The 17,981-nt window shown below is 61.8% G+C and carries 17 protein-coding genes; 14 read left to right on the top strand and 3 right to left on the bottom strand.

Annotated features, from left to right (window positions below):
* Window positions 1-28: 28 nt before the first annotated feature.
* The 12 genes from ACJRW5_RS15275 to ACJRW5_RS15220 all read left to right on the top strand — a co-directional run bounded on the left by ACJRW5_RS15275 (window position 29) and on the right by ACJRW5_RS15220 (window position 14,767).
* Window positions 29-2,860: an LPS-assembly protein LptD gene (locus ACJRW5_RS15275; protein ID WP_484571351.1), complete on the top strand. Its 2,832-nt coding sequence runs from the start codon at window positions 29-31 to the stop codon at window positions 2,858-2,860.
* Window positions 2,841-4,133 carry a peptidylprolyl isomerase gene (locus tag ACJRW5_RS15270; protein ID WP_484571350.1) on the top strand — a complete coding sequence of 431 codons (1,293 nt, stop codon included), beginning with the start codon at window positions 2,841-2,843 and terminating at the stop codon, window positions 4,131-4,133. The genes ACJRW5_RS15275 and ACJRW5_RS15270 overlap by 20 nt, the downstream gene beginning before the upstream one ends.
* Window positions 4,134-4,233: 100 nt before the next feature.
* The gene (gene pdxA / locus ACJRW5_RS15265) at window positions 4,234-5,226 is read left to right on the top strand and encodes a 4-hydroxythreonine-4-phosphate dehydrogenase PdxA (RefSeq protein WP_484571349.1); all 993 of its coding nucleotides are present in this window, start codon (window positions 4,234-4,236) and stop codon (window positions 5,224-5,226) included.
* 108 nt (window positions 5,227-5,334) lie between these two features.
* Window positions 5,335-6,144 carry a 16S rRNA (adenine(1518)-N(6)/adenine(1519)-N(6))-dimethyltransferase RsmA gene (gene rsmA / locus ACJRW5_RS15260; RefSeq protein WP_484571348.1) on the top strand — a complete coding sequence of 270 codons (810 nt, stop codon included), beginning with the start codon at window positions 5,335-5,337 and terminating at the stop codon, window positions 6,142-6,144.
* A gap of 29 nt (window positions 6,145-6,173) precedes the next feature.
* Window positions 6,174-6,554, top strand: coding sequence for a Co2+/Mg2+ efflux protein ApaG (apaG, locus tag ACJRW5_RS15255; protein ID WP_484571347.1), 381 nt, complete (start codon window positions 6,174-6,176; stop codon window positions 6,552-6,554).
* Entirely contained in the window at window positions 6,554-7,372 is an 819-nt protein-coding gene (locus tag ACJRW5_RS15250; RefSeq protein ID WP_484571346.1) for a symmetrical bis(5'-nucleosyl)-tetraphosphatase, read from the top strand. The genes apaG and ACJRW5_RS15250 overlap by 1 nt, the downstream gene beginning before the upstream one ends.
* Before the next feature lie 41 nt (window positions 7,373-7,413).
* Complete coding sequence (gene glpE, locus ACJRW5_RS15245) at window positions 7,414-7,743, top strand: thiosulfate sulfurtransferase GlpE (RefSeq protein WP_484571345.1); 330 nt, start codon at window positions 7,414-7,416, stop codon at window positions 7,741-7,743.
* 283 nt (window positions 7,744-8,026) lie between these two features.
* Entirely contained in the window at window positions 8,027-9,949 is a 1,923-nt protein-coding gene (locus ACJRW5_RS15240; protein ID WP_484571344.1) for a PrkA family serine protein kinase, read from the top strand.
* Window positions 9,950-10,022: 73 nt separating this feature from the next.
* Entirely contained in the window at window positions 10,023-11,294 is a 1,272-nt protein-coding gene (locus tag ACJRW5_RS15235; RefSeq protein ID WP_484571343.1) for a YeaH/YhbH family protein, read from the top strand.
* 9 nt (window positions 11,295-11,303) lie between these two features.
* A complete protein-coding gene (locus ACJRW5_RS15230; protein WP_484571342.1) occupies window positions 11,304-12,869 on the top strand; it encodes a SpoVR family protein in 1,566 nt (521 codons plus the stop codon).
* A 61-nt stretch (window positions 12,870-12,930) separates the two neighbouring features.
* Window positions 12,931-13,443, top strand: a complete 513-nt coding sequence (locus tag ACJRW5_RS15225; protein ID WP_484571341.1) for a DUF4136 domain-containing protein — start codon at window positions 12,931-12,933, stop codon at window positions 13,441-13,443.
* A 103-nt stretch (window positions 13,444-13,546) separates the two neighbouring features.
* Entirely contained in the window at window positions 13,547-14,767 is a 1,221-nt protein-coding gene (locus ACJRW5_RS15220) for a multifunctional CCA addition/repair protein (RefSeq protein WP_484571340.1), read from the top strand.
* A 182-nt stretch (window positions 14,768-14,949) separates the two neighbouring features.
* Here the strand turns inward: ACJRW5_RS15220 and folK are convergent, their stop codons facing one another.
* Both folK and folB read right to left on the bottom strand, forming a co-directional pair.
* Entirely contained in the window at window positions 14,950-15,483 is a 534-nt protein-coding gene (gene folK / locus ACJRW5_RS15215; RefSeq protein ID WP_484571339.1) for a 2-amino-4-hydroxy-6-hydroxymethyldihydropteridine diphosphokinase, read from the bottom strand.
* Entirely contained in the window at window positions 15,474-15,830 is a 357-nt protein-coding gene (gene folB, locus ACJRW5_RS15210) for a dihydroneopterin aldolase (RefSeq protein WP_484571338.1), read from the bottom strand. The genes folK and folB overlap by 10 nt, the downstream gene beginning before the upstream one ends.
* Window positions 15,831-15,904: 74 nt before the next feature.
* Between folB and plsY the strand changes: the two genes are divergently transcribed.
* Entirely contained in the window at window positions 15,905-16,474 is a 570-nt protein-coding gene (gene plsY, locus ACJRW5_RS15205) for a glycerol-3-phosphate 1-O-acyltransferase PlsY (RefSeq protein ID WP_484571337.1), read from the top strand.
* A gap of 46 nt (window positions 16,475-16,520) precedes the next feature.
* On the opposite strand, the gene tsaD is transcribed toward plsY, so the two are convergent.
* Window positions 16,521-17,546, bottom strand: a complete 1,026-nt coding sequence (gene tsaD / locus ACJRW5_RS15200; RefSeq protein WP_484571336.1) for a tRNA (adenosine(37)-N6)-threonylcarbamoyltransferase complex transferase subunit TsaD — start codon at window positions 17,544-17,546, stop codon at window positions 16,521-16,523.
* Between the two features lie 205 nt (window positions 17,547-17,751).
* On the opposite strand from tsaD, the gene rpsU reads away from it, so the two are divergent.
* Entirely contained in the window at window positions 17,752-17,967 is a 216-nt protein-coding gene (gene rpsU, locus ACJRW5_RS15195; RefSeq protein WP_003290642.1) for a 30S ribosomal protein S21, read from the top strand.
* Window positions 17,968-17,981: the final 14 nt, after the last annotated feature.

The raw sequence follows: 17,981 nt of genomic DNA, 5'->3' as shown, positions 1-17,981 counted from the left end.
TAGCGCGCAGGAAGCCCGGACTAACAAGATGGCAGTAAAACATCCCGCGTTCCGCAAGAAATTCCCACTGCTGGTTACCGGCAGTTTTCTGGCCTTACAGCCCGTATTCAGCCTACAGTCCTTTGCCGCCGAGCAATACGATTGCCAGGTCTCGCCTTCGGGTGGCTGGGCCTGTGCGCCGAAGACGGCAGCCGGCGCCCTGCCCCCACGCCCCGTGCACAGCGGCAGCGCTGTCAGCGTTACGCCGGGCGCGAGCAGCGAGACCGTAGTCAAGCAGGATGCCGCTCCGGTGCTGGTCACCGAGAGCAAGGGCCGTGCACTCGCCTCACGCAGTGCCGACTACAGCCACTTGGACTGGGTGCCGCGCGATAAGTTGACCGCAGCGCAGATTGCCGAGGCGGGTCCTTATTGCGCAGGCGCCTATATCGAGCCGCTGCGCCCAGGCATGGATGACACCACGCCACTGGACGAGTCGCCGATGTATGTATCGGCCAAAGCGTCGCGCTTCGAGCAGGAAAAACAGGTCGCCACACTCGCTGGCGATGTCGTCCTGCGTCAGTCCGGCTTACAAGTGGAAGCCGACGAAGCCAGCCTGCACCAGACGGAAAACCGTGGTGAACTGGTTGGCAACGTGCGCTTGCGCGACAAGGGCACGCTGGTAGTCGGTGATCGTGCCGAACTGCAGCTCGATAACGGCGAAGCCAAGATCGACAATGCCGAGTACGTGATGCATCAAGCTCACGTACGCGGCAGCGCGCTCTACGCCAAACGCGAAGAGACCGCGATCATCCGCCTCAAGGACGGCACCTACACCCGCTGTGAGCCGGGTGACAATGCCTGGCACCTGAAAGGCAACAACATCACGCTGAACCCGGCGACCGGCTTCGGTACCGCAACCAACGTGACGCTGCGGGTCAAGGACATTCCGGTGTTCTACACCCCGTACATCTATTTCCCGATCGACGACCGCCGCCAGTCCGGCTTCCTACCGCCAAGCATCGGCACGTCGAGCGGCGATGGTTTCTCGCTACAGACGCCTTACTACTTCAACCTGGCGCCGAACTACGACGCCACGCTGTACCCCACCTATATGGCCAAACGCGGCCTGCTGATGGAAGGTGAGTTCCGCTACCTGACCGAAAGCAGCGAAGGCCAGGTCGGCGGCGCCTGGCTGAACGACGACGAGGACGAGCGCAAGCTGCAGTCCGAGTACGAAGACCAGCGCTGGATGTACAGCTGGCAGCACAAACAGGGCCTGAACTCGCGTCTGCTGGCGGAGGTTGATTACACCGACATCAGCGACCCCTACTACTTCCAGGATCTGAATACCGACCTGGGTATCGAGACAGCGACTTACGTCAACCAGCGCGGCACTCTCACCTACCGCGGCGACAGCTACACTGCACGCCTGAATCTGCATGCCTACGAACTGGCCAACATCACCGATGTGACGCCTTATGATCGCCTGCCGCAGATCACCCTGGACGGCAAACTGCCGTTCAACCCGGGCGGTCTCGACTTCACCTACGGCACCGAATACGTACGTTTCGACCGTAATTTGCGCTCGGGCTATTTCGTCGACAAGGACGGGGTAACCGGCCGGCCACAGGACCTTTGGTATGACGAACGCCTCACCGGTCTGAACCGCGCCGACGGCGAGCGTCTGCATCTGGAGCCTGGCGTCAGCCTGCCGCTGAACTGGAGCTGGGGCTTCGTCAAGCCGCAGGTCAAGTACCTGCAGACGCAGTATCAGGTTAACCTGGACGGCCGGGGCAAGGCCGATATCGCCGGTGCTACGAATGATTTGAACGACCCGAATCGCCAGTGGTTCGGCGTCGACTACAAGAACTCGCCGAACCGTGGCGTAGGTCTGTTCAGCGTCGACAGCGGCCTGTACTTCGACCGCAATACCCAGTTGTTCGGCAAAGAATTCCGCCAGACCCTGGAACCGCGAGCGTTCTACCTCTACGTGCCGGAAGAAGACCAGACCGATATCCCGATCTTCGACACTGGCGAGCCGACCTTCAGCTACGCCTCGTTGTGGCGTGAGAACCGCTTCAGCGGCAAGGATCGCATTGGCGACGAGAACAAGCTGTCGCTGGGCGTGACCAGTCGCTGGATCGAGCCGAATGGCTTCGAACGCCAGCGCATCAGCGTCGGCCAGGCTTTCTACTTCGAAGACCGCAAGGTACAGCTGGCAGGTATCGACTACCGCGACCGCGAGGAGTCGACCGCCGACGTGTCGCCCTATGCACTGGAGTATCTGTACCGTTTCAACCGCGATTGGCGCTTCAGCTCCACCTTCAACTGGGACCCGGACCAGCACGCCACCCGTTCGGGCAGCGCGATGTTCCACTATCAGCCGGAGGCCAACCCGAACAAGGTGGTCAACCTCGGCTATCGCTATCGTAACGACACCGTGCGTTATGACCGTGACAGCGGTACCTGGACCACCAATCCGGACTACGGCAACGAGACACTCGCAGACGGCTCGCCGAACCCGAACTTCATCAAGGACTACTACAAGATCGACCAGCATGACTTCTCCGTCATCTGGCCGCTGGCTCCGCAGTGGAGCCTGATCTCGCGCTGGCAGTACGACTACGGTCGCAACCGTACGCTCGAGGCCTTCGGTGGCTTCGAGTACGACAGCTGCTGCTGGAAGCTGCGCCTGATCAATCGCTACTGGATCGATTACGACGAAGTCAGCCTCGATCCGGCGCGCAACGATGAGGCGGATCGCGGCATCTTCCTGCAGATCGTCCTCAAAGGCCTCGGCGGTGTCGTAGGCAACAAGGTGGAATCTTTCCTCGACCAAGGCATTCAAGGTTACCGTGAACGTGAAGACCAAGCTTTCTGATTGCCTGCGCCCCCTGCTATTGGGCGCAGCACTGCTGGCGGCAACGGCTCAGGCCCAGGTTCGCCCGCTGGATCGCGTCGTGGCCATCGTCGACAACGACGTGGTCATGCAAAGCCAGCTCGACTCGCGCCTGCGCGAAGTCCAGCAAACCATCGACAAGCGCGGAGGCGCGCTACCGCCTGAGCACGTGCTCAGCCAGCAGGTACTCGAGCGTCTGATCATCGAGAACATTCAGCTACAGATCGGCGAACGCTCCGGCATTCGCATCACCGACGAAGAGCTGAACCAGGCCATGGGCACCATCGCTCAGCGCAACGGCATGTCGTTGGAACAGTTCCGCCAGGCGCTGGCGCGTGACGGCCTGTCCTACGACGACGCCCGTGACCAGGTACGCCGCGAGATGATCATCAGCCGTGTACGCCAGCGCCGCGTTGCCGAACGCATCCAGGTTACCGACCAGGAAGTGCAGAACTTCCTCGCCTCCGATCTGGGCAAGATGCAACTGTCGGAAGAGTTCCGTCTGGCCAATATCCTGATTCCGGTTTCCGAAGGCGCCTCCTCCAGCGAAATCCAGGCCGCCGACCGCCAGGCGCAGGAGCTGTATCAGCAACTGCAACAGGGTGCGGACTTCGCCCAACTGGCCGTGGCTCGCTCGGCCAGTGAGAACGCCCTGGAAGGCGGCGAGATGGGCTGGCGTAAAGCCGGCCAGCTGCCGCCGCCGTTCGATAGCATGATCAGCGCCCTAAACCCGGGCGAGGTGACCGAGCCGGTCCGCACCCCAGGCGGCTTCATCATCCTCAAGTTGATGGAAAAGCGCGGCGGCGACACTCAGGTACGTGACGAAGTGCATGTGCGTCACATTCTGATCAAGCCCAGTGAAATCCGCAGCGAAGAAGAAACCCGTCGCCTGGTCGAGCGCCTTTATCAGCGCATCCTGGCAGGCGAAGACTTCGCCGAACTGGCGAAGAACTTCTCCGAAGACCCGGGCTCCGCCCTCAATGGCGGCGACCTGAACTGGATCGACCCGAACGCCCTGGTGCCCGAGTTCCGCGAAGTGATGAACAACACCCCCAGCGGCGAGTTGTCCAAGCCATTCAAGAGCCCCTATGGCTGGCACGTTCTGCAGGTGCTGGGCCGTCGCGCTACCGATAGCAGTGCCGAGTTCCGCGAGCAACAGGCCGCCAACCTGTTACGCAACCGCAAGTACGACGAGGAGCTGCAGGCCTGGCTGCGTCAGATCCGTGACGAAGCCTACGTCGAGACCAAACTGTAACGGCAATGCGATTCGAACCAGCCCGGCCCTGCGCCGGGCTTTTTCGTTATTGGCCCTGCGGCGTACACTGAGCCCCCTCACAGGCCCAGAGCCCCCTGCCATGACGCAACCTTGCTTTGCCCTCACCCCTGGCGAACCCGCCGGTATCGGCCCCGATCTCTGCCTCCTCCTCGCTCGCGAGGCGCAGCCTGCGCCACTGGTCGCCGTCGCCAGTCATGAGCTACTGGCCGAGCGCGCCAGGCAGCTGGGGTTGCAGATCGAGTTGCTGGCAGCCGATCCGCAACAATGGCCGGATACTCCGGCACCTGCGGGCAGCCTGTATGTCTGGGATACGCCACTGGCTGTCGCCGCCGAACCGGGCCAACTGGCTCCCGCCAACGCGAGCTACGTCCTGCAGACGCTGACCCGAGCCGCGCAAGGTTGCCTGGATGGCAGCTTCGCCGGGATGATCACTGCCCCCGTGCACAAGGGCGTGATCAACGAGGCCGGTATCGCCTTTTCCGGTCATACCGAATTTCTCGCCGACCTGACCCAGACCGGGCAGGTGGTGATGATGCTGGCAACCCGTGGCTTACGCGTAGCCCTGGTCACCACTCACCTGCCGCTCAAGGATGTCGCAGCGGCGATCACCAGCGAGCGCCTCGAGCGTGTCACCCGCATCCTCTATGCCGATCTGCAAAGCAAGTTCGGCATCGCCAAACCGCGCATCCTGGTCTGCGGGCTCAACCCTCATGCCGGCGAAGGCGGCCATCTGGGACGTGAGGAAATCGAGATCATCGAGCCGACGCTGCAACGCCTGCGCGCTGAAGGCATGAACCTTATCGGTCCATTGCCGGCCGATACTCTGTTCACCCCCAAATATCTGGACCAGGCCGATGCAGTACTGGCCATGTATCACGACCAAGGCTTGCCTGTGCTGAAATTCAAGGGCTTCGGCGCCGCGCTGAACGTCACGCTGGGCCTGCCGATCATCCGCACCTCCGTGGACCACGGTACCGCACTGGACCTGGCCGGCACCGGCAAGGTGGAGATCGGCAGCCTGCAGGTGGCCCTGGAAACCGCCTACCAGATGGCCGCCAGCCGCAAGTCCTGAGCCGCCCGCGCCGCAGCCGTACCCGCGGCGCCATTCGCTGGTAGACTGTGCGACTTCCTTTTGTATCCAGCCTCGAGCCAAGCGCCGAGCTGCTCCGCGGAGCCGTACATGTCCGAATACCAACACCGTGCGCGCAAGCGCTTCGGCCAGAATTTCCTGCATGATGCCGGTGTGATCGACCGTATCCTGCGCGCCATTCGCGCCAAGGAAGGTGAGCGCCTGCTGGAGATCGGCCCGGGCCAGGGCGCCCTGACCGAGGGGCTGCTGGGCAGCGGCGCGCAACTCGACGTGATCGAGCTGGACCTCGACCTGATTCCCATCCTGCAGAGCAAGTTCGGCGACAACCCGCGCTTCCATCTGAATCAGGGCGATGCACTGAAATTCGACTTTACCCGCCTCGATGCAGAGCCGCGCAGCCTGCGCGTGGTCGGCAACCTGCCCTACAACATCTCCACGCCGCTGATTTTTCACCTGCTGGACAACGCGCCACTGATTCGCGACATGCACTTCATGCTGCAGAAGGAAGTGGTCGAGCGCATGGCCGCCGGACCAGGCGGTGGCGATTGGGGGCGCCTGTCGATCATGGTGCAGTACCACTGCCGCGTGGAGCACCTGTTCAATGTCGGGCCTGGCTCGTTCAACCCGCCACCCAAGGTCGACTCCGCCATCGTGCGTCTGGTACCCCATGAAACCCTGCCGCACCCAGCCAAGGATCACCGCCTGCTGGAGCGGGTGGTGCGCGAAGCCTTCAACCAGCGCCGCAAGACCCTGCGCAACACGCTCAAGCAGCTATTGCCGACCGAGGCCATCGAAGCCGCCGGCGTCGACGGCAGCCTGCGTCCAGAACAGCTGGATCTCGCCGCCTTCGTCCGCCTGGCCGATCAGCTGGCCCTGCAACCAGGTGCTTCTCAGGGCTAAACTGCAGTCAAGTTCAACAGGTTTTCCGCATGTCCGACCCTCGTTATCAGATCGACGTCAGCGTCACCACACGCTACCTGGCGGCGCAATCGCAGCCGGAGCAGAACCGCTTTGCGTTCTCCTACACGGTGACCATCGTCAACAACGGCGAATTGCCAGCACAGCTGCTATCGCGCCACTGGCTGATCACCGATGGCGACGGCCGTGTGCAGGAAGTACGCGGCGCAGGCGTGATCGGCCAACAGCCACACATCGAGCCGGGCGCCAGCCACACCTACAGTAGCGGTACGGTAATGGCCACTCAGGTCGGCACCATGCAGGGCAGCTACCAGATGCTGGCGGAAGACGGTAAACGCTTCGATGCGACCATCGCGCCATTTCGCCTGGCAGTACCAGGGGCTCTGCACTGATGGCTGTGTATGCCGTAGGGGATCTGCAGGGCTGCCTCAAGCCATTGCAGTGCCTGCTCGACCGGGCGTCCTTTGACCCTGCCAAAGACCAGCTGTGGCTGGTAGGCGACCTGGTCAACCGCGGCCCGCAGTCACTGGAGACTCTGCGTTTTCTCTACAGCATCCGTCACGCCGTGACCTGCGTTCTCGGCAACCATGACCTGCACCTGCTCGCCGTCGCGCACAATATCGAGCGCTTGAAGAAAGGCGACACCCTGCGCGAGATACTCGATGCCCCGGATCGCAACGACCTGCTCGACTGGCTGCGCCTGCAGAAACTGGTACACCACGATGTCGAGCGCAACGTCACGCTGGTGCACGCCGGCATTCCACCGCAGTGGACACTAAGCAAGGCACTGCGCCGCGCCGCCGAGGTCGAAGAAGTCCTGCGCGATGATGCCCGCCTGCCGCTATTCCTCGACGGCATGTACGGCAACGAACCCGCCAAATGGAACAAAGAGCTGCACGGTGTGACACGCCTGCGGGTGATCACCAACTATTTCACCCGCATGCGTTTCTGCAAGGCCGACGGCACGCTGGACCTGAAGACCAAGGAAGGCATCGACAACGCGCCACCCGGCTTCGCCCCCTGGTTCAGCCACCCGCAGCGCAAGATGCGCGGTGAGAAGATCATCTTCGGTCACTGGGCAGCGCTGGAAGGCAACTGCACCGAACCCGGCCTGTACGCCCTGGATACCGGTTGCGTCTGGGGGGGAGCAATGACCCTGCTCGATGTCGACAGCGGCGAACTGCACCGCTGCACCTGTCCCAAGGAATGAGCGCCAGCAGCGCCCCAACGATTCACGCAAAGGCCCCGAACATGAGCGAATTCAAGCGAATTTCCCCACAACAGGCACAAGAGCTGCGCGCCCAAGGCGCCGTGGTGGTCGACATCCGCGACCCACAGAGCTTCGCCAATGGTCATATCAGCGGCTCGCGCCACCTGGACAACCACTCGCTGCATGACTTCATCACCCATGCAGACCTCGACGCGCCGCTGATCGTGTCCTGCTACCATGGCAATTCCAGCCAGGGCGCTGCCGCCTACCTGGTCGGCCAGGGTTTTTCCGACGTTTACAGCCTGGATGGCGGTTTCGAGCTGTGGCGCGCTACTTATCCAAGCGAGACCGCACAAAGTTCCGAAGAATAAATTTCTTCAGGCGGCAGACCGCGCCCGCTCTGGCCTGCCGCCATTTCCCGACGCACGGTAACATCCAGTTATCGTTGTCCCGCCCTTGACCCTCTGCAGAACGAACTATTCTGTTACTCAGGCCATCCCATTGAAGGTAGAGCCGGCCAACCGGCATCGGGCCATCGGTAACGACCTTTAGGTTTGGGGGATTATTCCCGGCTTGTCTCTAAGCCGGGGTCACCCAGTACCTGTACGCACGACCGATCCCGAGCCAGCTTTCAGCATCGAGCGAGGTGAAGTCATGAGTATTTTCAGTCACTTCCAACAACGTTTCGAGGCGACCCGCCAGGAGGAGTACTCGCTGCAGGAGTACCTCGAACTGTGCAAGCAGGATCGCAGCGCTTACGCCACTGCGGCCGAGCGCCTGCTGATGGCCATCGGCGAACCCGAGTTGCTCGACACCTCAAGCAACTCGCGACTGTCCAGAATCTTCTCCAACAAGGTGATCCGCCGTTACCCGGCCTTTGCCGACTTCCACGGCATGGAAGAATGCATCGACCAGATCGTCTCCTACTTCCGCCACGCGGCGCAGGGCCTGGAAGAGAAGAAACAGATCCTCTACCTGCTGGGCCCGGTGGGCGGCGGTAAATCCTCGCTGGCGGAAAAACTCAAGCAACTGATGGAGAAGGTGCCCTTCTATGCTATCAAGGGCTCGCCGGTATTCGAATCACCCCTGGGGCTGTTCAATGCCACCGAGGACGGCGCCATCCTCGAAGAGGACTACGGCATCCCGCGCCGCTACCTCAATTCGATCATGTCGCCCTGGGCGACCAAGCGCCTGCAGGAATTCGGTGGTGATATCAGCCAGTTCCGCGTGGTCAAGCTGTACCCGTCGATCCTCAACCAGATTGCCGTAGCCAAGACCGAACCAGGTGACGAGAACAACCAGGACATCTCGGCGCTGGTCGGCAAGGTGGATATCCGCAAGCTGGAAGACTTCCCACAGAACGACGCTGACGCCTACAGCTATTCGGGCGCGCTGTGCCGTGCCAACCAGGGCCTGATGGAATTCGTCGAGATGTTCAAGGCGCCGATCAAGGTGCTGCATCCATTGCTCACCGCCACCCAGGAGGGCAACTACAACAGCACCGAAGGCCTTGGCGCGATCCCCTACAGCGGCATCCTGCTGGCTCACTCCAACGAATCCGAGTGGCACAGCTTCCGCAACAACAAGAACAACGAAGCCTTCATCGACCGTATCTACATCGTCAAAGTGCCGTATTGCCTGCGCGTCAGCGACGAGGTGCGCATCTACGACAAGCTGCTGATCAACAGCTCGCTGGCCAAGGCGCATTGCGCACCGGACACGCTGAAGATGCTCGCTCAGTTCAGCGTGCTGAGCCGGCTGAAGGAGCCGGAGAACTCCAACATCTACTCGAAGATGCGCGTCTACGACGGCGAAAACCTCAAGGACACCGACCCCAAAGCCAAGTCCATCCAGGAATATCGCGATAGCGCGGGCGTCGATGAGGGCATGAACGGCCTGTCGACCCGCTTCGCCTTCAAGATCCTGTCCAAGGTGTTCAACTTCGACCCGCACGAAGTGGCCGCCAACCCGGTGCACCTGCTCTACGTGCTGGAACAGCAGATCGAACAGGAACAGTTCCCGGCCGAAGTGCGCGAACGCTACCTGCGCTACATCAAGGAATACCTGGCGCCGCGCTACATCGAGTTCATCGGCAAGGAAATCCAGACAGCCTACCTGGAGTCCTACAGCGAGTACGGACAGAACATCTTCGACCGTTACGTCCTGTACGCCGACTTCTGGATTCAGGACCAGGAATACCGCGACCCGGAAACCGGCGAGATTCTCAACCGCGTGGCTCTAAACGAAGAACTGGAGAAGATCGAGAAACCGGCCGGCATCAGCAATCCGAAGGACTTCCGCAACGAGATCGTCAACTTCGTGCTACGCGCCCGCGCCAACAACAACGGCAAGAACCCGACCTGGCTCAGCTACGAGAAACTGCGCGTGGTCATCGAGAAGAAGATGTTCTCCAACACCGAGGATCTGCTGCCCGTCATCAGCTTCAACGCCAAGGGCAGCAAGGAGGATCAGCAGAAGCACAACGACTTCGTCAAACGTATGGTCGAGCGCGGCTACACCGAGAAGCAGGTGCGCCTGCTGTCGGAGTGGTACCTGCGGGTTCGCAAGTCTCAGTAAGCCCTGAACGGCGCCCCTGCGCGCCGTCTCATTCGCTGCACGCCTGCGGCTGCAGGCGTGCTAGGGAGACGTCATGAGCTACGTGATCGACCGACGCCTCAACGGCAAGAACAAGAGCACGGTCAACCGCCAGCGCTTCCTGCGGCGGTACCGTGAACACATCAAGAAGGCCGTGGAAGAAGCCGTCAGCCGCCGCTCCATCACCGATATGGAGCATGGCGAGCAGATCAGCATCCCCGGTCGCGACATCGACGAACCGGTGCTGCATCATGGTCGCGGCGGCAAGCAGACCATCGTTCACCCCGGTAACAAGGAATTCACCACCGGCGAACGCATTCCGCGCCCGCAAGGCGGTGGCGGCGGGCGCGGTAGTGGCAAGGCGAGCAACTCCGGCGAAGGCATGGACGAGTTCGTCTTCCAGATCACCCAAGAGGAGTTTCTCGACTTCATGTTCGAGGATCTGGAGCTGCCCAACCTGGTCAAACGCCACCTGACCGGCGCCGACACCTTCAAGACCGTACGCGCCGGTATCAGCAACGAGGGCAACCCGTCACGCATCAACATCGTCCGCACCCTGCGCTCGGCACACGCCCGGCGCATCGCTTTGTCCGGTTCCAGCCGCGCCAAACTGCGCCAGGCGAAGGCAGAACTGGAGCGGCTACGACGGGAAGAGCCGGACAACTTCGGCGATATCCAGGAAATGGAGGCGGAGATCGAGCGGCTCAGCGCGCGTATTCACCGCGTGCCTTTCCTCGACACCTTCGACCTCAAGTACAACCTGCTGACCAAGCAGCCCAACCCCAGCTCCAAGGCCGTGATGTTCTGCCTGATGGACGTGTCCGGCTCCATGACCCAGGCCACCAAGGACGTGGCCAAACGCTTCTTCATCCTGCTTTACCTGTTCCTCAAGCGTAACTACGACAAGATCGACGTGGTATTCATTCGCCACCACACCAGTGCCAAGGAAGTGGACGAGGAAGAGTTCTTCTACTCCCGCGAGACCGGCGGCACCATCGTTTCCAGCGCCCTGAAGCTGATGCAGGAAGTGATGGCCGAGCGCTACCCGATCAACGAGTGGAACATCTATGCCGCCCAGGCGTCGGACGGCGACAACTGGAACGACGACTCCCCCGTATGCCGGGATATATTGATCAACCAGATCATGCCGTTCGTGCAGTACTTCACCTACGTCGAGATCACCCCGCGTGAGCATCAGGCACTGTGGTTCGAATACGAACAGGTGGCCGAGGCGTTTGCCGACAGCTTCGCTCAGCAACAACTGGTGTCGGCAGCCGATATCTACCCGGTGTTCCGCGAACTGTTCCAGCGCCGCCTGGTGAGTTGAGGAGTGGCCATGAGCACTGCCGAAAAGAAACGCCAGCCGATCTCCACCGGCTCGGAATGGACCTTCGAGCTGATCCGCCAATACGACAAGGAAATCGCGCGCATCGCTGAGCGCTACGCGCTGGACACCTACCCCAACCAGATCGAAGTGATCACCGCCGAGCAGATGATGGATGCCTACGCCTCGGTCGGTATGCCACTGGGTTATCACCACTGGTCCTACGGCAAGCACTTCCTCGCCACCGAGAAAGGCTACAAGCGCGGGCAAATGGGCCTGGCCTACGAGATCGTGATCAACTCCGACCCGTGCATTGCCTACCTGATGGAAGAAAACACCATCTGCATGCAGGCACTGGTGATCGCCCACGCCTGCTACGGCCACAACAGCTTCTTCAAGGGCAACTACCTGTTCCGCACCTGGACCGACGCCAGCTCGATCATCGATTACCTGGTGTTCGCCAAGCAGTACATCATGCAGTGCGAAGAGCGTTACGGCATCGACGCAGTGGAGGAACTGCTCGACTCCTGCCACGCCCTGATGAACTACGGCGTCGACCGCTACAAGCGCCCCTACCCGATCTCCGCCGAGGAGGAGCGCAAGCGCCAGAAAGATCGCGAAGAACACCTGCAACGGCAGATCAACGACCTGTGGCGCACCATTCCGCGCAGCGCAGACAAAGGCGGCGAGAAGGACAGCAAACGCTTCCCGGCTGAGCCACAGGAGAACATCCTCTACTTCCTGGAAAAACACGCGCCGCTGCTGGAGCCCTGGCAGCGCGAGGTGATCCGCATCGTGCGCAAGATCGCCCAATACTTCTACCCGCAACGCCAGACCCAGGTGATGAACGAAGGCTGGGCCACCTTCTGGCACTACACCCTGATGAACGACCTGTATGACGAAGGCCTGGTTACCGACGGTTTCATGATGGAGTTTCTGCAGTCGCATACCAGCGTGGTCTATCAACCGCCGTTCGACAGCCCCTACTACAGCGGCATCAACCCCTATGCACTGGGCTTCGCCATGTACCGCGACATCCGCCGTATCTGCGAGGAGCCCACCGAAGAGGACAAACGCTGGTTCCCCGACATCGCCGGCAGTGACTGGCTGACCACCCTCAAATTCGCCATGACCAGCTTCAAGGACGAAAGCTTCATCCTGCAGTTCCTCTCGCCCAAGGTGATTCGCGAATTCAAGCTGTTCGGCATCCTCGACGACGACCAGAAGGATGAACTGCTGGTGCCGGCCATCCATGACGAATCTGGCTACCGCACCATCCGCGAATTGCTTGCCGCGCAGTACAACCTGGGCAACCGCGAGCCCAACGTGCAGATCTGGAACATCGACCGCCGTGGCGATCGCTCGCTGACCCTGCGCCACCAGCAGCACGACCGCAAACCGCTGGGCGAATCCACCGAGGAGGTACTCAAACACCTGCACCGGCTCTGGGGCTTCGACATCCACCTGGAGGTCTGCCAGGGCGACCAGTTGATCACCACCCAGCATGTACCGCCACGCAGCAGCGCCGAGGGTGATAGCGATTACCCGCGGCTGGACCTGGTGATACCACCCATTTGATCGGTTGCCGAGGATGGCGCCAGACACCAGCATCGCAGGCAGACTCCGCGAGAAACACTGCATGCGAATATTTCTGGTGCTCCTCTTGTGCCTGGGGCTGGCGACCTGCGCCAGCCACGTGCCTCAGGCGCGCATACTCAGTGCCGCCGACGCCTCGCTGGCCGGCCGTCATAGTTATGAGCTGATCGATCCACAGCACAGCCTCGAAGGCGCCACGCCCTATGCCGAGCGTTATCGCCAATTACCACCTTTGTTGCGTCATGCCCTGGCTGCCCGAGGCTTTCATGAAAGCCGGCAAGCGCAACTACGCGTCTACTATTGGCTAGCCTTGCAGGACAGTCCGCTGACCTTCAAGGTCGATAATCCACCACCCAACCCACTTGGCCCCTATCAGGCCATTCATCGCCTGCGCGACGAGACCGGCACGCTGCGCCTGCGCCTGACCGATCCCGAGGGCCGCATACTCTGGGAAGGCGTGATCAGCACGGGCCTGAGCCCGGCGCGCGACAGCGCCGAACAGCTAGAGCGTGCCGTCCGGGCGCTGACCGAGCAGATTCCGCTGGCCACCAGGTAGGGTGCGCCATGCGCACCGATGGCACTCAACTCCCGTAATAAGCCGGTGCGCGCGGCGCACCCTACCGATCTTCGGTATCCTCTGCGCTCAATGGAGGAACCCTATGCAGATCTACAAAGTCGGCGGTGCCGTGCGCGATCGCCTGCTCGGGCGGCCAGTCACCGATATCGACTGGGTGGTGGTCGGCGCCAGTGCCGAACAGATGCTCGCACTCGGCTACCGACCAGTGGGCGAGGACTTCCCGGTATTCCTCCATCCGCAAAGCGGTGAGGAATATGCCCTGGCCCGAACCGAGCGCAAGAGCGGTCGCGGTTACGGTGGTTTCACCTTTCACGCCAGCCCCGACGTTACCCTGGAAGATGACCTGATCCGCCGTGACCTGACCATCAACGCCATGGCCGAGGATGATAACGGCACGCTGTTCGATCCCTACGGCGGGCAGCAGGATCTTGAAGCGCGCATCCTGCGCCACGTTTCGCCTGCCTTCGCCGAAGACCCGCTGCGCGTGCTGCGCGTCGCCCGCTTCGCCGCACGCTATGCACAACTTGGTTTCAGCGTGGCGCAGGAGACCCTGGCGCTGATGCGCCAATTGGCCGAGGCCGGCGAACTGGCGCACCTGACAGCCGAACGTAGCTGGAAGGAAATCTCCCGCGCCCTGATGGAGCCGCGCCCGGATGTGTTCGTTCAGGTACTGCGTGACTGCGGCGCGCTGGCGGCACTCCTGCCAGAGGTCGACGCCCTGTTCGGCGTACCGCAACCACCTGCCCATCACCCCGAGATAGACACCGGCGTGCATGTACTGAGCGTGCTGCAGCAGTGCGCCGAGCACGATCAGCCACTGAGCGTACGCTGGGCCTGTCTGTTGCACGATGTCGGCAAGGGGCTGACGCCAGAAGCCGAGTGGCCACGACATATCGCTCATGAGCACAAGGGGCTGCAACTTATCGAGGCGATCAACGCACGCTGCAAGGTGCCGCGCGACTGCGCCGAACTGGCGTTGCTCGTGGGCGAATTCCATACCCACGGTCATCGCGCTCTGGAGCTGCGGCCGTCGACCCTGCTGGAGTTGCTGCAACGCTTCGATGTATTCCGTCGCCCGCAACGTTTCGGCGAGTTCGTCGCAGCCTGCGAGATGGATGCACGTGGACGCCAGGGCCTCGAACAACGCGACTATCCACAGGCCGCTTACCTACTCGGCGCTGCCGAGGTCGCGCGCCAGGTAGCGGTGAAACCGCTACTGGAGAAGGGATTCAAAGGCGCGGAGCTGGGCGAAGCGCTCACTCGTGAACGGCTGAATGCCCTGAAAGCCTACAAAGGTCAATAGCCTTTTAGGAGCCGCGCCCCGCGGCGAATCGTGACCAGGCTGCAAGTCTTGCTGAACGACCACAATCGCTTTCGCCCCGGGGAGGGGCTCCTACACCGAAACGTGCGATCAAACAGAAACCTGCGTAGCCTGGATGCAATCCGGGGCATTGCCACTACCTGTACTACCGGATTGCATCCGGGCTACGAGGAGCGCGCTTGCAGCAACTCTGCCGGCGTCAGCTCGGCGCCGCGCCACTGGAAGGCGGCCGGCCACAGCTGCTGGTCGATCTGCGCAGAGGTCCACAAGTCAGCGAAGGAACGGCCGTCGAGCGGATGACGCATCTCCGGCGCCAGCAGCGCCAGCGGCCATAGCACGAAGGCATTCTTGAGAATCTCGGCACGCGGCAGGACCAAGCCGTTGAAGTTGCCCACCTGCTCGCCATACAGCAGCACATCGATATCCAGCGGCAGTCCCTTGCGCTCCGGAGCGTAACGGCCGTTGTCGGCTTCGATGAACTTCAGCCTGCGATCCAGCTCCAGCAGCGGCAGCTCGGTGTCACCGACCACGACCAGATTGAAGAAGTTGCCGCTCTTGATGCCTACGGCATGGCTCTCGAACACGGGCGAGCAATGCATGTCGCTGAGCACCCCAGCCAGCGCATCGAGGCCGGCAGCGAGATGAGTCTCGCGCTCGATATTGCTGCCGAGACCGAGAAAGACCCGAGTCAAAGACATCCGCGCTCGATCTCCACCCCGACACCACCACGCGCCGCAGGCACGGCACCGGGCTTGGTCAGTTTAAGGCGTATCCAGGGAATATTGAATTCAGCCATCAGCAGCTGAACCAGACGCTCGGCGAAGGTTTCCACCAGGATGAACTGCGACTCGGCGGCGAACGCCTGAATACGCGCAGAGACACTGGCGTAATCGAGTGCCTGGTCAAGATCGTCACCAGCTGCCGCCGGACGGTTATCCCAGGCCATCTGCAGATCCAGAAGCAGGCACTGACGAATGTCGCGCTCCCAATCGTAGGCGCCGATCACCGTGTCGACCTCCAGCCCCTCGATAAATACTCTGTCCACCACACTCTCCACGCCACGACAAGGGCGCTGCACCTCGTTAGAATCGGCCCACCCCATGCCCTGGAATGGCCACCATGTTCTGGCTCCTGGCGATCCTCGCCTACCTGCTCGGCTCGTTGTCCTTTGCCATCCTGCTCAGTCGCCTCGCAGGTGGTCCCGACCCGCGTGTCATCGGCTCGGGCAACCCCGGCGCCACCAATATGCTGCGCGTGGCCGGCCGCAAGCTCGCGGTCATGACCCTGATCGGCGACCTGCTCAAGGGCCTGCTGCCGATCCTGATCGCCAAGCTGTTCGGCCTGAGCCTGCATCAACAGGCCTGGATTGGCCTGGCCGCCATCGTTGGCCACCTTTATCCCGTTTATTTCCGTTTCCGCGGCGGCAAAGGTGTAGCCACTGCCGCCGGTATGTTGCTGGGCCTCTACCCGCCAGCCGCCCTGCTCGCGCTGGCCGCCTGGGCGCTGGTGTTTCTGCTGACCCGCACCAGTTCACTCGCCTCACTCATCGCAACGCCACTGACACTGCCACTACTGGCCTGGCAACAACCAGCCGCTCTGCTGCCGGCCTGCGTACTGACCGGCTTGATCGTCTGGCGCCATCGCAACAACCTGCGAGATCTGTTCGCCGGACGCGAGCGGCGCTTTTAAAAGCGAAAATCGCGGCTGAAGCCGCTCCTACAGGACACAACCCTCATCAAATCGCCGGCAGCGACTCCATCGGCCAGCGCGCCTGCACCTTGATAGCCAGATCCTCATGCTGCCCGGCGAGCAGGCGCTGGCAACCAGCGTAGGCGATCATTGCGCCGTTATCGGTACAAAAGCGCGGGCGGGCGTAGAACACCTTGCCCTTCATCTCACCCAGCATGCGCTCCAGATGCTCACGCAGTGCCTTGTTGGCGCTCACGCCACCGGCGATCACCAGACTGTTCAAGCCACTCTGCTTGAGCGCACGCTTGCATTTGATGGTCAGAGTCTCGACGACTGCCTGCTGGAAGGCCAGTGCGATGTCGCGACGGGCTTGGTCGAGGTCGTCACCGCTGTCACGGCACTGCTGCCAGGTATTCAGCGCAAAGGTCTTGAGACCGCTGAAACTGAAATCCAGGCCAGGGCGATCGGTCATCGGCCGCGGGAAGACGAAACGCCCCGGCGTGCCCTGCTCAGCCAACTTGGCGATCTCCGGGCCACCCGGGTAATTCAGGCCCATCAGCTTGGCCGTTTTGTCGAAGGCCTCACCGGCAGCATCATCCAGCGACTCACCGAGCAACTGGTATTGACCGATGCCGTCAACGCGCACCAACTGCGTATGGCCACCCGACACCAACAAGGCGACGAACGGAAAAGCCGGTGGCTGCTCTTCGAGCATCGGCGCCAGCAGGTGACCTTCCATATGGTGCACACCAACGGCCGGCACGCCCCAGGCAAAGGCCAGCGCCTGCGCGCAGGACGCGCCCACCAACAGCGCACCGACCAGGCCAGGCCCAGCGGTGTAGGCCAGCGCATCGATATCGCCAGCCTGCTTGCCCGCTTCATCCAGCACCTGGCGAATCAGCGGCAGCATGCGTTTGACGTGGTCACGCGAGGCCAACTCAGGCACCACGCCGCCATATATACGGTGCAGATCGATCTGACTGAATAGTGCATCGGCCAGCAAGCCACGCTCGCTGTCATAGAGCGCGACGCCGGTTTCATCACAGGAAGTTTCCAATCCCAGTACGAGCATGGAGCTTGAGCCTTGGTTTGCCGCGTGGAACAAAGGCGCGCATGATAAGCGCCGCCTGGCGGAGCGGCCAGCGCTTTTCGATCAGAGGGCTTTGCATTCCTAAGCCCGAGGCGGTAACATCCGCAACCCTTAAAAACCGACGCACCCCGAGCCTCATTTGCCGGGACCGCGTTAACCCCGGTAATTAAAGATAGGTACGACCTGGATGCCAGCCGTCAAAGTTAAAGAGAACGAACCCTTCGACGTAGCCCTGCGTCGTTTCAAGCGCTCCTGCGAGAAAGCCGGTGTACTGGCTGAAGTCCGTAGCCGCGAATTCTACGAAAAGCCGACCGCTGAGCGTAAGCGCAAAGCCGCTGCCGCTGTTAAGCGCCACGCCAAGAAAGTGCAGCGCGAGCAGCGCCGCAGCGTTCGCCTGTACTAATACCGTACACGCGA

Source organism: Pseudomonas pichavaramensis, assembly GCF_050473265.1.
GTDB lineage: Bacteria > Pseudomonadota > Gammaproteobacteria > Pseudomonadales > Pseudomonadaceae > Aquipseudomonas.
The sequence above is the reverse complement of the archived record's forward strand: the minus strand, read 5'-3'. Positions and strand labels throughout refer to the sequence as shown.